Source organism: Sulfitobacter sp. TCYB15, from assembly GCF_040435955.1.
GTDB lineage: Bacteria > Pseudomonadota > Alphaproteobacteria > Rhodobacterales > Rhodobacteraceae > Sulfitobacter > Sulfitobacter pontiacus.
The window spans coordinates 1,148,896-1,164,552 of record NZ_CP159193.1 but is presented as its reverse complement, the minus strand read 5'-3'; the positions used below and the strand labels follow the sequence as shown (position 1 = coordinate 1,164,552).

15 protein-coding genes and 1 other annotated feature are annotated in these 15,657 nt (G+C 52.1%); of the genes, 7 read left to right on the top strand and 8 right to left on the bottom strand.

Features of this window, described 5'->3' with window-relative positions; genetic code table 11:
* The first annotated feature begins 34 nt into the window (after window positions 1–34).
* Window positions 35–1,269, top strand: a protein-coding gene (locus tag ABM428_RS05590) for an IS3 family transposase (protein ID WP_353628253.1) whose coding sequence is annotated in 2 segments (ribosomal slippage) — window positions 35–329 and window positions 329–1,269 — 1,236 coding nt in all. Because the reading frame shifts where the segments join, the coding sequence is not laid out codon by codon here.
* Window positions 322–438: a sequence feature (AL1L pseudoknot), on the top strand. Its footprint overlaps the gene before it by 117 nt.
* Window positions 1,270–1,276: 7 nt before the next feature.
* On the opposite strand, the gene ABM428_RS05585 is transcribed toward ABM428_RS05590, so the two are convergent.
* Together ABM428_RS05585 and ABM428_RS05580 are read right to left on the bottom strand one after the other, a co-directional pair.
* Window positions 1,277–1,588: a ParB N-terminal domain-containing protein gene (locus tag ABM428_RS05585; RefSeq protein ID WP_353628252.1), complete on the bottom strand. Its 312-nt coding sequence runs from the start codon at window positions 1,586–1,588 to the stop codon at window positions 1,277–1,279.
* Window positions 1,589–1,932: 344 nt separating this feature from the next.
* Window positions 1,933–3,189: a plasmid recombination protein gene (locus ABM428_RS05580; RefSeq protein WP_353628251.1), complete on the bottom strand. Its 1,257-nt coding sequence runs from the start codon at window positions 3,187–3,189 to the stop codon at window positions 1,933–1,935.
* 542 nt (window positions 3,190–3,731) lie between these two features.
* Between ABM428_RS05580 and ABM428_RS05575 the strand changes: the two genes are divergently transcribed.
* A complete protein-coding gene (locus ABM428_RS05575; RefSeq protein WP_353628250.1) occupies window positions 3,732–4,232 on the top strand; it encodes a GNAT family N-acetyltransferase in 501 nt (166 codons plus the stop codon).
* Complete coding sequence (locus tag ABM428_RS05570; RefSeq protein WP_168592851.1) at window positions 4,229–4,414, top strand: hypothetical protein; 186 nt, start codon at window positions 4,229–4,231, stop codon at window positions 4,412–4,414. The genes ABM428_RS05575 and ABM428_RS05570 overlap by 4 nt, the downstream gene beginning before the upstream one ends.
* An 83-nt stretch (window positions 4,415–4,497) precedes the next feature.
* Here ABM428_RS05570 and ABM428_RS05565 read toward each other — a convergent pair whose 3' ends face one another.
* The 3 genes from ABM428_RS05565 to ABM428_RS05555 all read right to left on the bottom strand — a co-directional run bounded on the left by ABM428_RS05565 (window position 4,498) and on the right by ABM428_RS05555 (window position 7,099).
* Window positions 4,498–5,769, bottom strand: a complete 1,272-nt coding sequence (locus tag ABM428_RS05565; protein ID WP_353628249.1) for a Y-family DNA polymerase — start codon at window positions 5,767–5,769, stop codon at window positions 4,498–4,500.
* Window positions 5,766–6,200 (bottom strand): S24 family peptidase, encoded by a 435-nt coding sequence (locus ABM428_RS05560; RefSeq protein WP_353628248.1) that lies wholly within the window; start codon window positions 6,198–6,200, stop codon window positions 5,766–5,768. Before ABM428_RS05560 ends, ABM428_RS05565 begins: the two co-directional genes overlap by 4 nt.
* Before the next feature lie 176 nt (window positions 6,201–6,376).
* On the bottom strand, window positions 6,377–7,099 hold the full coding sequence (locus ABM428_RS05555) for a hypothetical protein (RefSeq protein WP_340271325.1): 723 nt from the start codon (window positions 7,097–7,099) through the stop codon (window positions 6,377–6,379).
* A gap of 354 nt (window positions 7,100–7,453) precedes the next feature.
* Between ABM428_RS05555 and ABM428_RS05550 the strand changes: the two genes are divergently transcribed.
* Complete coding sequence (locus ABM428_RS05550) at window positions 7,454–8,377, top strand: DUF5677 domain-containing protein (RefSeq protein ID WP_340271323.1); 924 nt, start codon at window positions 7,454–7,456, stop codon at window positions 8,375–8,377.
* A 109-nt stretch (window positions 8,378–8,486) separates the two neighbouring features.
* Here ABM428_RS05550 and ABM428_RS05545 read toward each other — a convergent pair whose 3' ends face one another.
* On the bottom strand, window positions 8,487–8,705 hold the full coding sequence (locus tag ABM428_RS05545) for a hypothetical protein (RefSeq protein ID WP_340271321.1): 219 nt from the start codon (window positions 8,703–8,705) through the stop codon (window positions 8,487–8,489).
* A gap of 287 nt (window positions 8,706–8,992) precedes the next feature.
* Here ABM428_RS05545 and ABM428_RS05540 point away from each other — a divergent pair, with 287 nt between their 5' ends.
* Window positions 8,993–10,003: a DUF4365 domain-containing protein gene (locus ABM428_RS05540; RefSeq protein WP_340271319.1), complete on the top strand. Its 1,011-nt coding sequence runs from the start codon at window positions 8,993–8,995 to the stop codon at window positions 10,001–10,003.
* Window positions 10,004–10,218: 215 nt separating this feature from the next.
* On the opposite strand, the gene ABM428_RS05535 is transcribed toward ABM428_RS05540, so the two are convergent.
* Window positions 10,219–10,866: a hypothetical protein gene (locus ABM428_RS05535; protein ID WP_168592843.1), complete on the bottom strand. Its 648-nt coding sequence runs from the start codon at window positions 10,864–10,866 to the stop codon at window positions 10,219–10,221.
* A gap of 525 nt (window positions 10,867–11,391) precedes the next feature.
* Between ABM428_RS05535 and ABM428_RS05530 the strand changes: the two genes are divergently transcribed.
* Complete coding sequence (locus tag ABM428_RS05530; protein ID WP_340271316.1) at window positions 11,392–13,416, top strand: ATP-binding domain-containing protein; 2,025 nt, start codon at window positions 11,392–11,394, stop codon at window positions 13,414–13,416.
* The gene (locus ABM428_RS05525) at window positions 13,413–14,054 is read left to right on the top strand and encodes a hypothetical protein (protein WP_340271314.1); all 642 of its coding nucleotides are present in this window, start codon (window positions 13,413–13,415) and stop codon (window positions 14,052–14,054) included. Before ABM428_RS05530 ends, ABM428_RS05525 begins: the two co-directional genes overlap by 4 nt.
* Before the next feature lie 374 nt (window positions 14,055–14,428).
* Here ABM428_RS05525 and ABM428_RS05520 read toward each other — a convergent pair.
* Window positions 14,429–15,588, bottom strand: a protein-coding gene (locus ABM428_RS05520) for an IS3 family transposase (RefSeq protein WP_353628247.1) whose coding sequence is annotated in 2 segments (ribosomal slippage) — window positions 14,429–15,339 and window positions 15,339–15,588 — 1,161 coding nt in all. Because the reading frame shifts where the segments join, the coding sequence is not laid out codon by codon here.
* Window positions 15,589–15,657: the final 69 nt, after the last annotated feature.

The following is a 15,657-nucleotide window of genomic DNA, read 5'->3' as shown; positions in this document are numbered from 1 at the left end:
TCGGAGACCATCAACTTAAGTAAGGATGATGGTTATGACAAAAAGCAAAATGGCAAATCGCTATTCACCTGAGGTTCGCGCGCGTGCGGTCCGGATGGTCTTCGAGCATCAAGGCTCATACGAAACGCAGGCGGGCGCGATTGCGGCCATTGCACCCAAGATCGGCTGTATTCCCCAGACCTTGAGCGGATGGGTCAAGCAGGCCGAGAAGGATAGCGGCATGCGTGATGGCGTGACAACCGAGGAACGCGACCGGATCAAGACTCTCGAACGAGAGAACAGGGAATTGCGTCAGGCCAACGAGATACTGCGTAAGGCGTCAGCTTATTTTGCGCAGGCGGAACTCGACCGCCCACTGAAGCGATGATCGCCTTCATTGAGGATCAGCGCGTTGTTTACGGTGTCGAGTCGATCTGCAGGGTGCTGCCGATCGCACCGTCAACATTCTATCACCAACTTGCGTGCCGAGCGGACCCTTCCAAAGCTTCTGCCCGGTATCAGCGGGATACAGAGCTGCGCTCGGAGATCAAACGCGTCTGGGATGAGAATTATCAGGTCTACGGGGTGCGCAAGGCCTGGCATCAGTTGAAACGTGAGGGCTTTGAGGTTGCAAGATGCACGGTGCAACGGTTGATGAAACAGATTGGCATCCGTGGGGCTGTGCGGGGCAAGGTCGTCAAAACAACCGTCCCTGACACGTCAGCGCCTTGTCCGCGTGATAAGGTGAACCGCGTGTTCCGAGCACCAGCCCCTAACCTTCTCTGGGTCAGCGACTTCACCTACGTGTCGACATGGCAGGGCTTTGTCTATGTGGCCTTCGTCATCGATACGTTTGCTGATCGCATCGTGGGGTGGCGGGTCTCGCGATCCGCCAAAACGGACTTTGTTCTCGATGCTTTGGAGCAGGCCCTGCATGATCGACGGCCGGTCCAGAAAAGTGGGTTGGTTCACCATTCGGATCGCGGCGGTCAATATTTGTCCATTCGTTACACCGAGCGTTTGGCTGAGGCTGGCATCGAACCGTCGGTCGGCAGCGTCGGGGATTCCTATGATAACGCCCTCGCTGAGACAATTAACGGTCTCTACAAAACAGAGCTGGTCCATCGCCAAGGACCGTGGCGCAACATGCAGGATCTGGAACTGGCCACCCTTGGCTGGGTCGATTGGTTCAACAACCGGCGTCTACTTGGTCCCATCGGAAACATCCCGCCAGCGGAGGCTGAACAGAACTTCTATGCACAGCACGATGTGCTCGATATGGTCGCGTAAAATGAAGCTACAGGTCTCCGGTAAAACCGGGGCGATTCAGTCGATTACGTCCGGCTATTATCGGGTACTTGCCTGTTTTCGGGTCGCAAGAACCAACCAGTATGGGCTGTTGCTGGCCATTCCGCTCGATGCTTTCCTTCAAGCCATCAAAATCGCGAGTAGAATGCGAATATCGGTCTACGATACCGGTGCTATCATCGATCTCGTTTGGAAAGATTTCTAATACCGTTTCGAAAAAGTTGGCAGCTGCCAACTTTTCGCTTGGGGCGCGCTCGGCTGCGGCGATGGCGCTAAGGGAATTGTTTTTTTGATACGTCACGTCTCAATCTCCATTTTTTAGTTTGTGAGCCGCAGCGACCAATGTTGAACAATGGCCTGTCAGCACCTCAAAAAGGAGATTGGTTCGTTTATACAGCGCGGAAATCTGTTAAGCTGAAGAATGCATTTTTGTTCGGAAAGTAGTACGATATCGCTTGGTCTGTAAAATATCATTTGAGACCAGCGCGGTTACTCTAACCCTCCGGCACCGTACGTCTTAGCCGAGCTGCGAGCACACCCGCAGTACTTCGACGTATTTTAGTTGATCATTTCACCTGCCGACTGATCTGAGTTGTTTCGGGTCTCGCACGTCACCGACCCACTCTGCTCTGGAATGCCCTGGCCTTAACGCACTTGCACCCTGACAAGCTCCTCTCGGACTTCGAGAACCGGCTGATGTTCGATCTTGTCCTGAATAATACCGTTTTCACGGAGGGTCCGTTCGTTTGCTGCGCTCATCTCCCCATCCTCGAACCATGTGTCTTCGATACCTTCCATAAGACCGAGAGCTTGTTCGCGCTCCGCAAGCTCGATCTCTTTGGCCTTTACAGCGGCCTCCCGTTTTTCAACGGCTTTGAGCATCTCGAAGACACGCATCTTCGCCTTTTCTAACGAAGTGTTGGTAAAATCTCTGATCTTTTTCGCAAAGGCAACGATCCGAGTTTTAGCTGGCTTAACTCCTGATCTGATCTCGTTTTGCTCATGTTTGTCCTGCGGCCAATTTGTAGACGGCAAAAGCCCCTCATCCCTTCCATCCTTTGCTTCAGCGTATCTAATTTTTTCGTCCATCAGCGCTGCTGCCCCGAATTCAAAGCTTTCGTCTTCCAACCTTTGGCGCTTCTGCTTGCCGATCAGGTTTTGCTCTATTTCTTTCGACTTCTTGTATAGTAGTCGCGCCCACTCTTGCTTCGTTGTTGGTGTCGCCTCTGACCCTCGTTCAGACCTGTCGATACCGAGATGCTCAACTGCGGCCGCATATGAGTCTACAACTATTTCATAGCTTTTTCGGCCCGCGCCAAAGAGGTAGTGCTTGTGATGCGACACCACTTTTCGCCCCTTTTTCTTTTTGGCTCGTTCGACCCGAAGGTCAAAGTGCGCTTGCGTCTCGCCCTTGCGTTTATTCTTTGGCATGGTTGGTGCCTTTTCGAACATTGGGACAATTACCGCATGAATATGCGGAGTACGTTCATCAACGTGAAGATGAGCTGCGATGCAGTCGCTTCCGAAGGTGTTTTTGAGCCATTTAACATTCGCCAACACCCAATCATTTAGCTTCTTGGTATCGTACTTTCCAAAGCCCTCGGGGTCATCCCTATGGTAATCTCGTCGGAAGTATTCTGGGCTCGCCTGAAGCACCAAAGCTGTCGCAGGTTTGACATTTCTTTTGTCTAACGTCGCTCCTTGCTCCCGAATGTATTCGTCAACCACATTCAGAAAGTTGGTGTCGTCTCCGAAGAGCCATTTGTTGTCCTTGCTTTGAGCTTTGATGATGTGGTCGTCTTGCCCCACGATCCTCATACAGTGTTTGTATAAAGCGGTTATATCTGAGCGCGTCATACGCTTAACATCGACCACGGTCTTCGGCTTGAAAGGCTTTGACATTGCGTTCTCCTCTTCTTTTCTGAAGAGGAGATGCGGCCCCGGGCGCGATGCCGCTCCGACTTTCCGTAAGGTAAAATCGCGCAGGAAAATCAGCTGGACAAACGAACAGCGTTTTATCCCTTAGAGAACATCAAATCTTGCAGTGAAGCACCAAGCGATGCATTCGGGCTACAAAGCCGAGTTGAAGAGCGCTGACGCGGCACAGAAAACCCGAAAGGATTTTCCATGGCTCACAATAGAAAAAATGGGACCCGGCAGAGCCACCCATTTTTTCTTCCGCACTTCGTGCTTCGTTCGTCCTGCCGTCAGCCTCTTGTGCAGAGTGCATCAGGTCATCGTTCGCCACTCCCCTGAACCCCTGGCGTCTGCTGACAGCATGTATGGCCTGCGACACCTAAGAGGGTCTGGGCCATACCAAGCTATAGCCGCGTTTGGTACACACGGCCAACCGAACCCATGCACAAGGCGCATCCCCAACCTTCGATTATGCGCCTTCTATCCGTACGATCAGCCCCCACTTCGGGACTGAGATCGGAGAAAACATGGAACGTTCGTCCCCAGAAATAATGCCACTGACCCTGTCAACTTTACAGCAAAGTCGCATTGAACATTATAGCCGACTTAGTGCGGCATCACGTTCACAGCGATTTATGGGTAGCATAAGCGATGAAGCCCTAACGTGCTTCGCTCAGCAGTCGCGGCCTGACTTAACGCTTGCCATCGAGAGAGACAGTGCCCCTCGTGCGATGCTGGAACTGTATTTCGGCGAAAACAAGCATGCAGAAGTGGGCCTATCCGTCGAAGACGCGTACCAGGGGTGCGGCCTTGGACGTACGCTGTTCGAGCGTGGTCTTAGCGAAGCCCGGGCACATAATATGTTGACTGTAGATGTGATCTTCGTGCGAAGTAACATTGCAATGCACAAGCTTTGCGTTGATGAGGGCGGTGATGTTGAGTGCATCGGTTCTGAATGCACTGCTCAGCTCCGTACCGACTGTGAACAATTTGCGAATTTGGCAAAAACAGAAGGGGTTCAAACATGATAGACGAAGCAAAGATCGAAGCGGCTCTCTGCGGCAAACTATGCACGACACAGTTAACTGAAGAAGAATTCCCAATCTGGTCGGATCGTTTTGTGGAAAAGATGTGTGAACCAATCCCTGAAGAGGAGGAAAAGGCCTTTTTTGCTGAGCGGCGCAGGATGGCCGCGGCGCGAGGGAAATGACTGGTTAGCAGGGTCTGCTACATGGCACACAAATAGCTATGTCAGAGTGCAGCTCATTCCTAAGACAGATGGTTTAATCCCCCTTATCGCACCACCGGCAGGTCTTCCATCCTCGTGGTATAGCGCGGGCTCCGATGATCTGCGCGCAATCGCCAAGACTGGTTCATACCTTCGCTGGCAAGAACCATTGTCTTCTTCCCAAACCGATTATTTACGTCATCCAGAGCCTTCATCAAAGCCGGTGATTTCGGACGCGCTTGATCGAAGAGCGTCTGAGGGCGATCTTCGAACCGCACCAGGTCATTCAGAATGATACCAGCCTTTGTGAAGCCATAGCTTTTAACGTCCGACTTCGGCCATCCAGCTTCAGCACAGCGTCGTGCGGCTTCAACGAGATCAAAGGTATCGGACGACATCGGGGTCATTCGGGTTGTTCTGGAAGCTGTATACTGAGGACGATCTGGCCGGTGCTTATTGGTGTGAAAGAACACAGTCAGCGTACCAGCGACCAAGCCGTGCTGGCGTAGCTTTTCAGCGCCCCGTGATGCGTGCGCGGTGATCGCCTGGAACAGCGTGTCGAAGTCTGTCATCGGAGTGCCTGCTGATCGTGTTACGGCCATACCTTTGCGCTGTGGCTCTACGTCTTCAAAGGCGAGACAGGCCTCACCCTGTAGCTCCAATACGATCCTCTCCAGCACCACGGTGCCGACAGCCCTTGCCTGCCGGATTGGCAGATCACGAAGATCAGCTGCCGTGTGTACACCCAAGGCTTTCAACTTGTCGGTGGTCTTTCGACCAACGCCCCAGATGTCCCCGACTGGCACGCGTGGCAGCAGCCAGTTTGCGAGGCTCTCGTCCATCATATCCAAAACCCCAGCAAAGATGGGGTTCTTCTTGGCGATATCGTTCGCACACTTCGCAAGAGTCTTGGTTGGGGCGACGCCGATGCGGACAGGCACTCCTACCCGCCTAAGGACTGCTGCACGCAGCGCCATGGCATGTGCCGTGCGATCCTTGAACCCGACAAAGTCGAGGAAGCATTCATCGATGGAATAGATCTCGACGTTTGGCGTAAAGTCTTCGTAGACCTCAACCACCCGACGAGAGATGTCGCCATAGAGTGTGTAGTTCGAGCTGAAGACGCGGATACCATGGGCATCAACCTTATCGCGGATGTGATGCAGCGGAGTGCCCATCTTGATCCCCAAGGCCTTGGCTTCGTCGCTGCGCGCTATGGCGCAACCATCGTTGTTGGATAGTACGATCACCGGGACGTTCTTAAGAGTCGGATCGAATATTCGCTCAGCGCTCACATAGAAGTTCGCACTGTCGCTGATGGCAACAGGCCGCTTCATGCCAAGTCGTAACGCCGGACAACACCTGCGATAACGCCCCAGATTTCACTATCCTCTGTAAGTTCGACGTCGGGGAACCGTTCTTGGCTATTCGCGGGCGCGAGGTAGTATCTGTCACCACGCTTACGCAGGATCTTTGCTGTGACAGCACCATCTACCACGGCCAGCACGGCTCGCCCAATGCGGCGCTTGCCAGCACGGTCTACAGCGATGATATCACCATCACGTATCCCAGCGTCCCAGAGGCAGTCCCCTTCTACGCGCCACCAAAATGTGGATGAAGGATGTCTAACGACCCAGGCCATAGGGTCGATCTCATCTTCGAGATCGTCACCCGCTGGCGAAGGAAAACCTGCGCTGACTGGTGTGCTGACAATTCGAACAGATTGGGATGGTATGTGGACGGGTTCATCAACTGGGTAAACTGGCATGGGAATTCTAACTGTTCACTATTTGTTCTCACTCTGCGATTCACCTGCCCGATGTCAAGTTTGGTTTGGGGTCATGTGGACTGGAGGCTGGCATCAGATCGAACCGAGTTTGTGAACTCGACGATGGAGAATAGCACCCTGAGCCCCTGCCGTGCTTACAGAAGGTGAAGAGTGCCTCACTGCAAGGGTACCGAATGAAGCATATCGTCAGTGTCTAACTTCAAAACGCTGCGCCAGAGCGGGCTTTTATACACGTGGACAGCGCGCATTTCCGAGCCTTGGTCTTGGGTCGACATCAGCAGTCCGGCCCATTCAAGCGGTCGTAAAACGCAGGCATTAAAAGCGTATATGTCCCGCCTGGCAGCATTGCGGGCACTCTCTGGTTCACCATAGAACTTTTGGTATAAGGCAACGTCGCTGATGCCGTGATCGGCCTCCACGTTGATCACATTCATCCAGACATCCCAATTCCCGAAGGGTTGGTCATCAAAGCGCGCATAAGAGGTGTGATCGACCTCGTGTACAAAATACGGGATCAATTCGACAAACAAGCGCCCGGGCGATTGGGTCAACTCTTTGCCACGCTTGGTGAGCCGGAACTCGTCTTTGAAGTGGCGACCAAGGCGTAATTCAATCAGCAGGAAGTGCAGCACTTCGAGCGGGGCGAAGTCAGCTTCGTTGATCACCCTATGATAACGGAACACCTCATCCGCACCTTCCCCTGGCCAGTCAAAATTCTGTACAGCCCATTGAACGAAGGTACGCTTGAACGCCTTGTTTTTGGTGATCCCTATCGATCCGTGTTCTTGCGTATATTGCAAGGTCAGAAGAGCTGCCCGTAGCAGCGGTGACTGTAAAAGGTCGGGATGGTCGTCAGCGAGGGTTTGGTATTCGATCATAACCGGAACGTCTCACAGACCGCTCAGCTGCGCCATGATATTCGCGTTGGTTGAATGCGTAGAAAACAATTCGACATGGCTTTGAACATGATACCAACGCAGCTGCACGATACCCAGCATTTCGCGCGCTTGCTGAATGAAGTTCTATTGTTGTTGTCGTAGCCGCGGAACAAAAAGTTAGGCCTAAGCGTCAGCATACTGAAGGGGCGGAAAGCAGACTTTTTCTGAGATCGCGAAGCTCTCGGAGCCAAGGCTAAGAGCGGACCTTTGATTGCGGATGGCCTAAGGCGTGAACGTCGCATAAAAAGGCCTGCACTCACGATAACCAGATGCAAAAGAAACACAGGCACCAACATGAACGATGGGACAGGAGGGAATAATCATCCTTTGCTCAGGGCATTCGAAGAAATAGAGAAGCTGACGGTCAGTGAAGATGAACTTGCGGCGTTTACCAATGAAGATGACTTCATCGGACTGGGAGTGTCGTTGCTAATTGAGGCGGGTTCTTATGTTTGCATCGCAGCAAACACGCTCGGAGAACACGAAAAATGGGATCGAGACACCGCAGCCATAGGTGGAAATTTGGTCCGCCTTTACAAGATGATCTCTGCCTTCCTCGATCAAACGGTTCAGAGACGGCGCGAGACCAGTTTCATCTTCGCTCGATTAGTATTCGAGACGGTCGTCACGATACGCTATCTCATTAAATACTTCAGCCACGAGCTCGTCGCATCCTACGTAAAGAACTCGTTCAAACACGAGATCAAACTTAGAACAAAGATTGATCAAAACATTGCGACACGCGGCGGGTTGATTTTGCCCATCGAGGACCGAATGATGAAGTCGATCGATCGGGCTTTTTCAAGTGCGGGTCTTAGCCCGGAAGACTTTGCCGGACCCACGGAACGAAACTGGGGTGGGAAAAATCTGTATGAAAAGGCAAGTGACTTGGGGATGGGGGACGCTTATCTTGCCGCCTTCTCCGGTCCGTCTCAGAGTATCCACGGCGCTTGGGGCGATATCTACTCACACTGTCTTCAAACTGAAGGTAATGGACTATTTTCACCTAAAATTGAGTGGGGGTATCCACGACCTCAATTGATTTCGGCGTTGGCAACATTGAGCATCTTTGCAATAGACGACTATTTTGGTTTTGTTGGCGGTCCGGAGTTGCAAGAAGCCGTGCAGGAGCACCTGAACGATTTGGCGGTCCGGTTACATGCTCTTGATCAGGCGCATGAGAACTACCTTGCGCCAAAAGAATGGCCGAATGTGTGAGTTCTTGAACAAAGACTATGCGATCTCAGCGAACAACCGGTTTGACGGCTGCACCTCAGAAAACTCACTCGTCGACCAGCGTCAGCGATGGGAGGTCCGCACAAAATGCTCAAGCCTTTCGATACCAGCGTAGATTTTCTCCGTCTCTTCCTTCGTCTGCAACACCGGGAAACGCATGCAGGTTGGCGCGAAAGTCTCTGCCAAGCTGCATGGCTGCACCTTGTCCGTCGGGCCATTCGTCTCCCAGCAAGTCCCGAAGATTGAACTGCCTTCCAGCTTCCAGCTCAGCTATCCGTTGTGCGATGGTTTCTCTAAGTGCTTCAAACAAGACCATTTCTTTCCAATAGGGAAGTCCACGCTTACCGCGTGTCAGGTATATTGTCCAATGGTTGCATTGACGGGCTGCGCCGCAGCATGCACGTTGCAGGGTCAATGTCCGCAACGGGCCGAATTAAAGATTGCTGCTTCATGGAGTGGCGACGACATCCTGCTTTACCCCGCGATGGCTTCACCTTACTGCGGGATAAATCGGTTCCTGGTGCAAACCTCTGTGGATCGCTTGCATTCCACAAAGCGCCTGAGCCAGCAAGGGTCGACAATCTTGGGGATTCCACAATGGCTAAGCGCCGCGTCGATAATCATCTGAAGGAAGACGCCTCCGAAGTTCTGGTCTCTGCACTGCTTCCCGAAGAATGGGTCATCCGCAAGCTGCATCCGGACTACGGCGTTGATGTGACCATTGAAGTCTTTGAGCGTGAAGGGCAACAGATCCCGACGATGGGAGAGTTCCTATTCGTGCAACTCAAGTCAACGACTTCTCTGAAGCGCGGAACCGAACCGATTAGGCCACGGGGAAATGTCGAAAAGGGTTCTGATTTGCAAGACCGAGAGGCCGAGCATGAACTCGATGTAATACGCTATGTTGTCGACAGTGATACGATCGACAACGCTCGTCTTATGGGGCCATCGACCCCTCTCATGCTTTTCGTCTGCGATCTCGTAGAGGACGAAGTTTATTACGTTTGCCTGACTGACTACTATGATAAGATTATCGAACCACGCGGAATCGATCTCAGCAAACAGGCCACCATTACCGTACTGATTCCCGCTGGGAACAAGCTTACCGATCCGAGGGCGCTGCAAGTAATGCGTTTCTACGCCACCCGTGCGAAACTCTACGGCATGTTTAACCTCGCTCAGTTTCAGTATCGCGAAGCTCGGTGGATACTTCAGGAGCTGGCGAACCACGAACACGTGGAGAAGTTACCCGACAACTTCGCTATGATCGATAGGTTTGCACGCCGTCTGCGAGCGATGCCGGTCTGGGAGAGAGATATTCCGTGGCAGCTAATGCGGGATTACAAAGATAGGCTGGACCTTATAATTAAGAACATTGACGCTGACACGCTTGGTCTCATTTTGCGCGGGATTGACGCCTTCCTCAAAGGCGACGACGAAGCCCTCACACCACTGATGCAATTCCATCATCTTTGCTCAATGTCATGGGAGCAGTTTTCCGCCATTGGACAGACTTTCGAAGATATCGTGCGCGAGTGGTTTCTGCCCACATATATGGGGCAACTTGGGAGCGGTGAAGAACCTCATTTCCGCGAGATTAAAACTTGAGCGTCGTGCTGTGAATCTCAATAAATTTTGCTTTTTTACGGAAGCAATCACCGAAATTGCTAACGTGAAATATCGCGTTCGTCCCATACCACGGACACTGGCCTGTCGGAATATGTTGCGCAATACCTTGGATGGCCACTTCAGGAAAACTGCGCCGCAGCGATGATCAGTCTGGCTAATGTCGGCATTGGGCCGTTCCTACTTACCTGTATTATTTACTTTCCTAACGCCCCAAACACCTGCGCTCCGAGACTTCGCGTTGTATTAGTGGCTTTATCAGGCAATCCAAGAGCGTTTCGAATTTCGAGTAAGTACTGCCGGGCTGGCATGGGTTCGCCGCCGACAAGAGCCGTAAACGAGCCACTGGTGTGTTTTCTGATAACAATATTATCTTCCACATGAGTGGCAATCACGTCGCCAACTTCAAACTTTTGCGCCGACGGCTGCTTATTCGGGAAGGTCATGGATCCGCGTCCCAGCCTTAGCGATCCTCGATAGGGAGCGGCGCTGTCAGCTAAAAACCTCTCAACGCTCGCATCATATGCAACATGGACGCCAATTTCGTCTTCATTCGTGTCGAGCCAAACAACTATAATTCGATCTACAAGATCAAGTGTGCTTTCCTTCAGGCTAACGCCGGTAGATGTTGTGATTGTTTTTACGGAAACGCGTAACCCGTCTTCGTCGATGAGGTCATATCCGCGCTGATTGTTTTCATTCGTCAGCTTCACACCAAGATAATCGGCAACGAACGCTTCACCGATTACACCGGTGTGCGCGCGAAGCTCTTGCGGAGCGATTCCTGCTTCAATGCCTGCGATGTAGGCAGCTCGGCTTATAGCAATATAGGTTCTGTAAGACATTCCGCTCAATTCCAATCAACATCGCCGTCGTTTAGCAGCAGTGGCACTGGGGCCCAAGGTCAGCTTTGGCGAGTGGAGTGCCGCTACAATAGATAGACCCGAAAGGCAGCTTTGGGCCGTTCTCGTCGATCGACATACGGAGCGGAAACCAGACATTCGCTGGGTCTGCGAAGGCTCTGTGCCAGAATTGCAAAAGCGGCCATTCAAGCCGTAGCAGACCGAAGCCACCATGCTGCGCTGCGCACCAAGGTCGGCTGTGCGCAGATAGCGAGCTTTGCAAAGAGGATCACGTAAGGGCACGTGATGCGCCGGCACGGCCCAAGCCAGACATTCGGCCCAGTCCGAGCGCGTTGCATACGCGTCCTGCATTTCGGACATTCGCTTAGCTGCGTGCAGGGCCTCAACGATCCCATCACTACCTACGCAACCTCCTTGCTCAACAGACAGTTTTGTAGAACAAAGGCATCACAACACGTTCTCGAAATCCAAACTGAGGCGTCGAGGACATCGACGAAAAGGCATAAGATGACCAGCAGCTTCTTTTTTCTTCAAGCTGAAAAAACGGCACACAATAAACAGCTCTTGGATAGCCTTGAGGATTGGTCAGCGAGAACCCACACTCAGCTTTATGTCGTGAGTCAACCGCTTGGCGATGATCGCTATAATTATGACTACCCTGGATGCGCCGTGATCCTCTCACCAGGCCGAAAAATCTGCCTAATCAACTTCTCAGCAGACGACGGCACCTTCGAAGAGTTTTCGGAAGACTTTATTGAGGATGTTGGATCAATATCAGACAAGTTCGAATACAAGTCTGCAATAGGTCGTCCAAGAAAGTGGAAAAAAGAACTGGTTCTCGAAATTGACGGCGGGGCTGAACTTGACGTTGAAAGCTATTTAACCGAAAGCGAATTAAGTGATCCAGGCAAGAAACGCCAAACGGAACTCATCATCTCACTAATCACGGGCAGTATCAACGATATTGACCGAACTCCTGCCGACGTCCCAGACAACCTTCTCGACAAAGTAAAGAGAAAAATTCAACTTTTCGACGCAGATCAGACGCGCTTCATCTATCAAGAGATAAATAAAAAGAGCGTCCACATTCAGGGGCTATCAGGCACTGGAAAAACAGAACTCCTCCTGCACAAGCTTAAGGATATCTACCTAAAGAACCCAGATTCCCGCATTGCGATGACTTGTCATAATATTATTCTGGCGAACAGTCTACGTCAGAGGATACCCGAGTTCTTCAATTTCATGAAAGTCGAGCAGCAAATTGAGTGGAAAAAACGACTCTGGTGCATGCACGCTTGGGGATCAAAGTCAGATCCAGATTCTGGAACCTATCGTCACATCTGCTACCACTACAATATACCGTTCTACAACTTCAGGCAGGCTACTTTCGACAGCGCGTGCCTTGACGCGATAGAGCGCATTCAAGCTATTCCCGAGCCAAGAACGCATGCTTTTGACTACCTTCTGATCGACGAAAGCCAAGACTTTCCGGAAAGCTTTATTAAGCTTTGCGAATTGGTTACATCTCGTTTTTGCATTGTAGCTGGGGACATATTTCAGAGCATCTTCGACGCGAAGATTAAGCCAAGTATTTCCCCGGATTTCCTTTTGAGCAAATGTTACAGAACAGACCCACGAGCACTTATGTTTGCTCACTCTCTTGGAATGGGTCTGTTTGAAGACAAGAAGCTCCGGTGGCTTGAAGATGATGAATGGAAAACATGCGGATATATTGTCGAAAAGACGGCCGGCGATAGTTTCTATAGGTTGAAGCGAGAGCCCTTGCGTCGATTCGAGGACGTCCAAGCCGCTGACAGTCCAGCAATCAAAATCGGGCACCAAAATGCACATACCTTGCGAGGCATCTCCGATATGGTCCTTGAGGCCATAAGAGAGATATCGCAAGAGAACCCCACAATAACCCCGGACGACATTGGGATTATTTTGGTTGATGATAGCAGCTCTATATACAAGATCCAGGATTTCCTCGCGCAGGAGATACCAAGGCACTTGGGCTGGCCCGTCAACAAAGCAGTGGACACGAAGGAGAAACAAGCGGGAACTATTTTCCTGAGTAACAGAAATAACGTAAAGGGCTTGGAATTCCCTTTCGTTGTCTGCGTAACCAGCGATATTAGCCGAGACTACAATTATCGAAACTCTCTTTACATGACGCTAACAAGGTCCTTTATTAGATCCTACCTCGTCGTCACATCTCCTCAAGATGAAGAAATGATGTCAAAAATTCGTCAAGGCTTGGACGTAATAAACGCAAAGGGATGCATCGAGGCTGAAGCGCCTTCTGCGCAAGAGAGAAACGAAATAATGACCTCAATTGCTCAAGAGAACGTACGGACCACCTTTTTTGATCTTTGTGAAAGCGTGTTCGACGAATTTAAGATCCTGCCTGCATATAGGGAGGGGCTGCGTAAAATTATCACTGAAGCGGTAGGTGAAACCTACGATCGCGAAGATGTTTCGGACGTAGTTAATTTTAACTATGAAAAGATGCTGAAAAAGGACAGGTTGTGAAGGTTCAAGCGTTCCGTATCGATGAGTTCCAAGCAAAGTCGCTGCTTCGAGCGTTCCGATCTAAGGAGAGCATGATTGCCTTTTGGATGGAGGCAGCAAAAATCATCTCAATTTATGATTCAGAAGCTGCTGAAGCCGTTGACCTACCTGGCGTTATCGAGGTGAGAACGGCCAAAATGAAGAGGATATTCGTGGAATATGACGGAAAGTCGTTTTCTGCCGCGTTCCCCATGTCCATCAAAACTGTGGATGGATTTAATATTTGCACACTCAAGTCAGGCATTCAGGTTGACAATAAGGTTTCATCTGAAGTTTTGAGATTCCTCGATAGCTCCTCATTCGACCAAAATGACTTGGATGGCTTTATTGACGGAATATTTGACTCAAGTGATGATGATCCAAACACGTTGTGGAGGGTGATCAGCGAGCTTGTGCGGACTGATGATGGATATGTTCGCGCCGATCATGACCCTAAGAATGAAAACGGCAACCTACATCCACTGGATCACCTCGATATATTCTATTCCCAAGGCGCCACTTTGAAAGTGGGCTTACTCGGCAAGATGTCTTTGACGGGGCTATCAGATCTCCTGAATATACGAACTGATTGCCGGTTCCTCAATGATGCGAAGAACTGAATTGTCTTTTCGAGTGAAGAATGTAGATCATTAATTTAGTGCGCAGCAAACTTCAGATTTTCGCCGTCGGTGTCGATCATTTCAAGTGCAGCTGGGCACGCTCGATTGAATGTCCGCTGCTGTAGTACATCGCGGCTTCATTTGCGCCTGCGGCGAGCTCTTGCAAACTGCCCCGACCGGCATGAGCATCTCTGGTCACTCGCACGCGGATTAGAAGTCCGGTTTGGGCTGAGAACGGTCATCCGGTTGGTCGCGCCCATGCCTGCAAGGTCAAGATTTTCGTGCCGCACTGCCGCAAGTCCGGTTTGAGCCCAATGTGACCAATGCTGCAAACTGCGCGAAGGGCAGTGACCTGCCCCCCGCTGGTCCCTCGCTCATGACGAGAGTCTGCGGGTTTGGTCTTGATAGTCGTCGGTTTCGTGCTGGGCAAGCGCGCCGGGCGCGGAGCCCTCAAATTGCTCAAGCGTCGGGCGCGCTTCGACCGGTGTTTTGTTCCCGAGCGATGAGTGTGGCCTGACGGTGTTGTAATCGTAACGCCAGAGCGCCAGCTTCCGACGGGCGTCGTCCAGGGTGTCAAATATCTCCTCGTTCAGCAGTTCGTCACGCAGGCTGCCGTTGAATGACTCGATAAAGGCGTTCTGCTGCGGCTTCCCTGGGTCGATATAGTGCCACGGAATTGCGTTCTGATCGGCCCACCTCAGAATGGCCCGGCTCGTGAACTCTGTCCCGTTGTCGCTGACTATGCATCCGGGTTTACCGTAGATCCGCACCAGCGCATCCAGCTCACGCGCAACACGCGCGCCGGAGATGCTGGTGTCAGCAATCAGGCACAGGTTTTCGCGGCTGCAATCGTCTATCACTGCCAGGATGCGGAATTTTCGGGATGGGCCGAAGCTGTCAGCCAGGAAGTCCAGAGACCAGCGCGCATTGGGATACGCAGCCACCGGCATCGGGGAGCGCGTTCCACGGGCCCGCTTGCGGCCGCGCCGCCGCTTCACTGACAACCCTTCTTCCCGGTAGAGCCGATACAGTTTCTTGTGGTTCATTCTCATGCCCTTGCGCTCAAGCAACACGCCAATCCGGCGGTAGCCGAACCGGCGCCGCTTTCCGGCGATCTCCTGCATCTCCTTGCGGATCTCAGGGCAGTCCGGCGGGCGTTCGCGCCGGATTGTCTTTGGGTCGACACCGACAAGCCGACAGGCCCGGCGCTGCGAGATGCCGTGATCCCGCAGCGCCCTGAGCGCCGCCTCTCGCCGCTTGGTCAGCGTCGTCAGTTCTTTCCCAGAAGATCCTTCAGAACCACATTGTCCAGCATCGTATCGGCCAGCAGCCGCTTCAGCTTGGCGTTCTCGTCCTCCAGCGCCTTCAGCCTCGCGGCCTCCGACACCTCCATGCCGCCATACTTGGACTTCAGCTTGTAGAACGTTGCCGGGCTGAGCCCGTGCCTGCGGCACACCTCCGCCGTCGGCATGCCTGCCTCTTGCTCCTTGATCATCCCAATAATCTGCGCCTCGGTAAAACGGCTCTTCCGCATTCGTCTACTCCTTCAGGGTTGGGCAGACTCTACATCATGGTGAGGGATTTCGCGGGGGGCAGGTCAGCA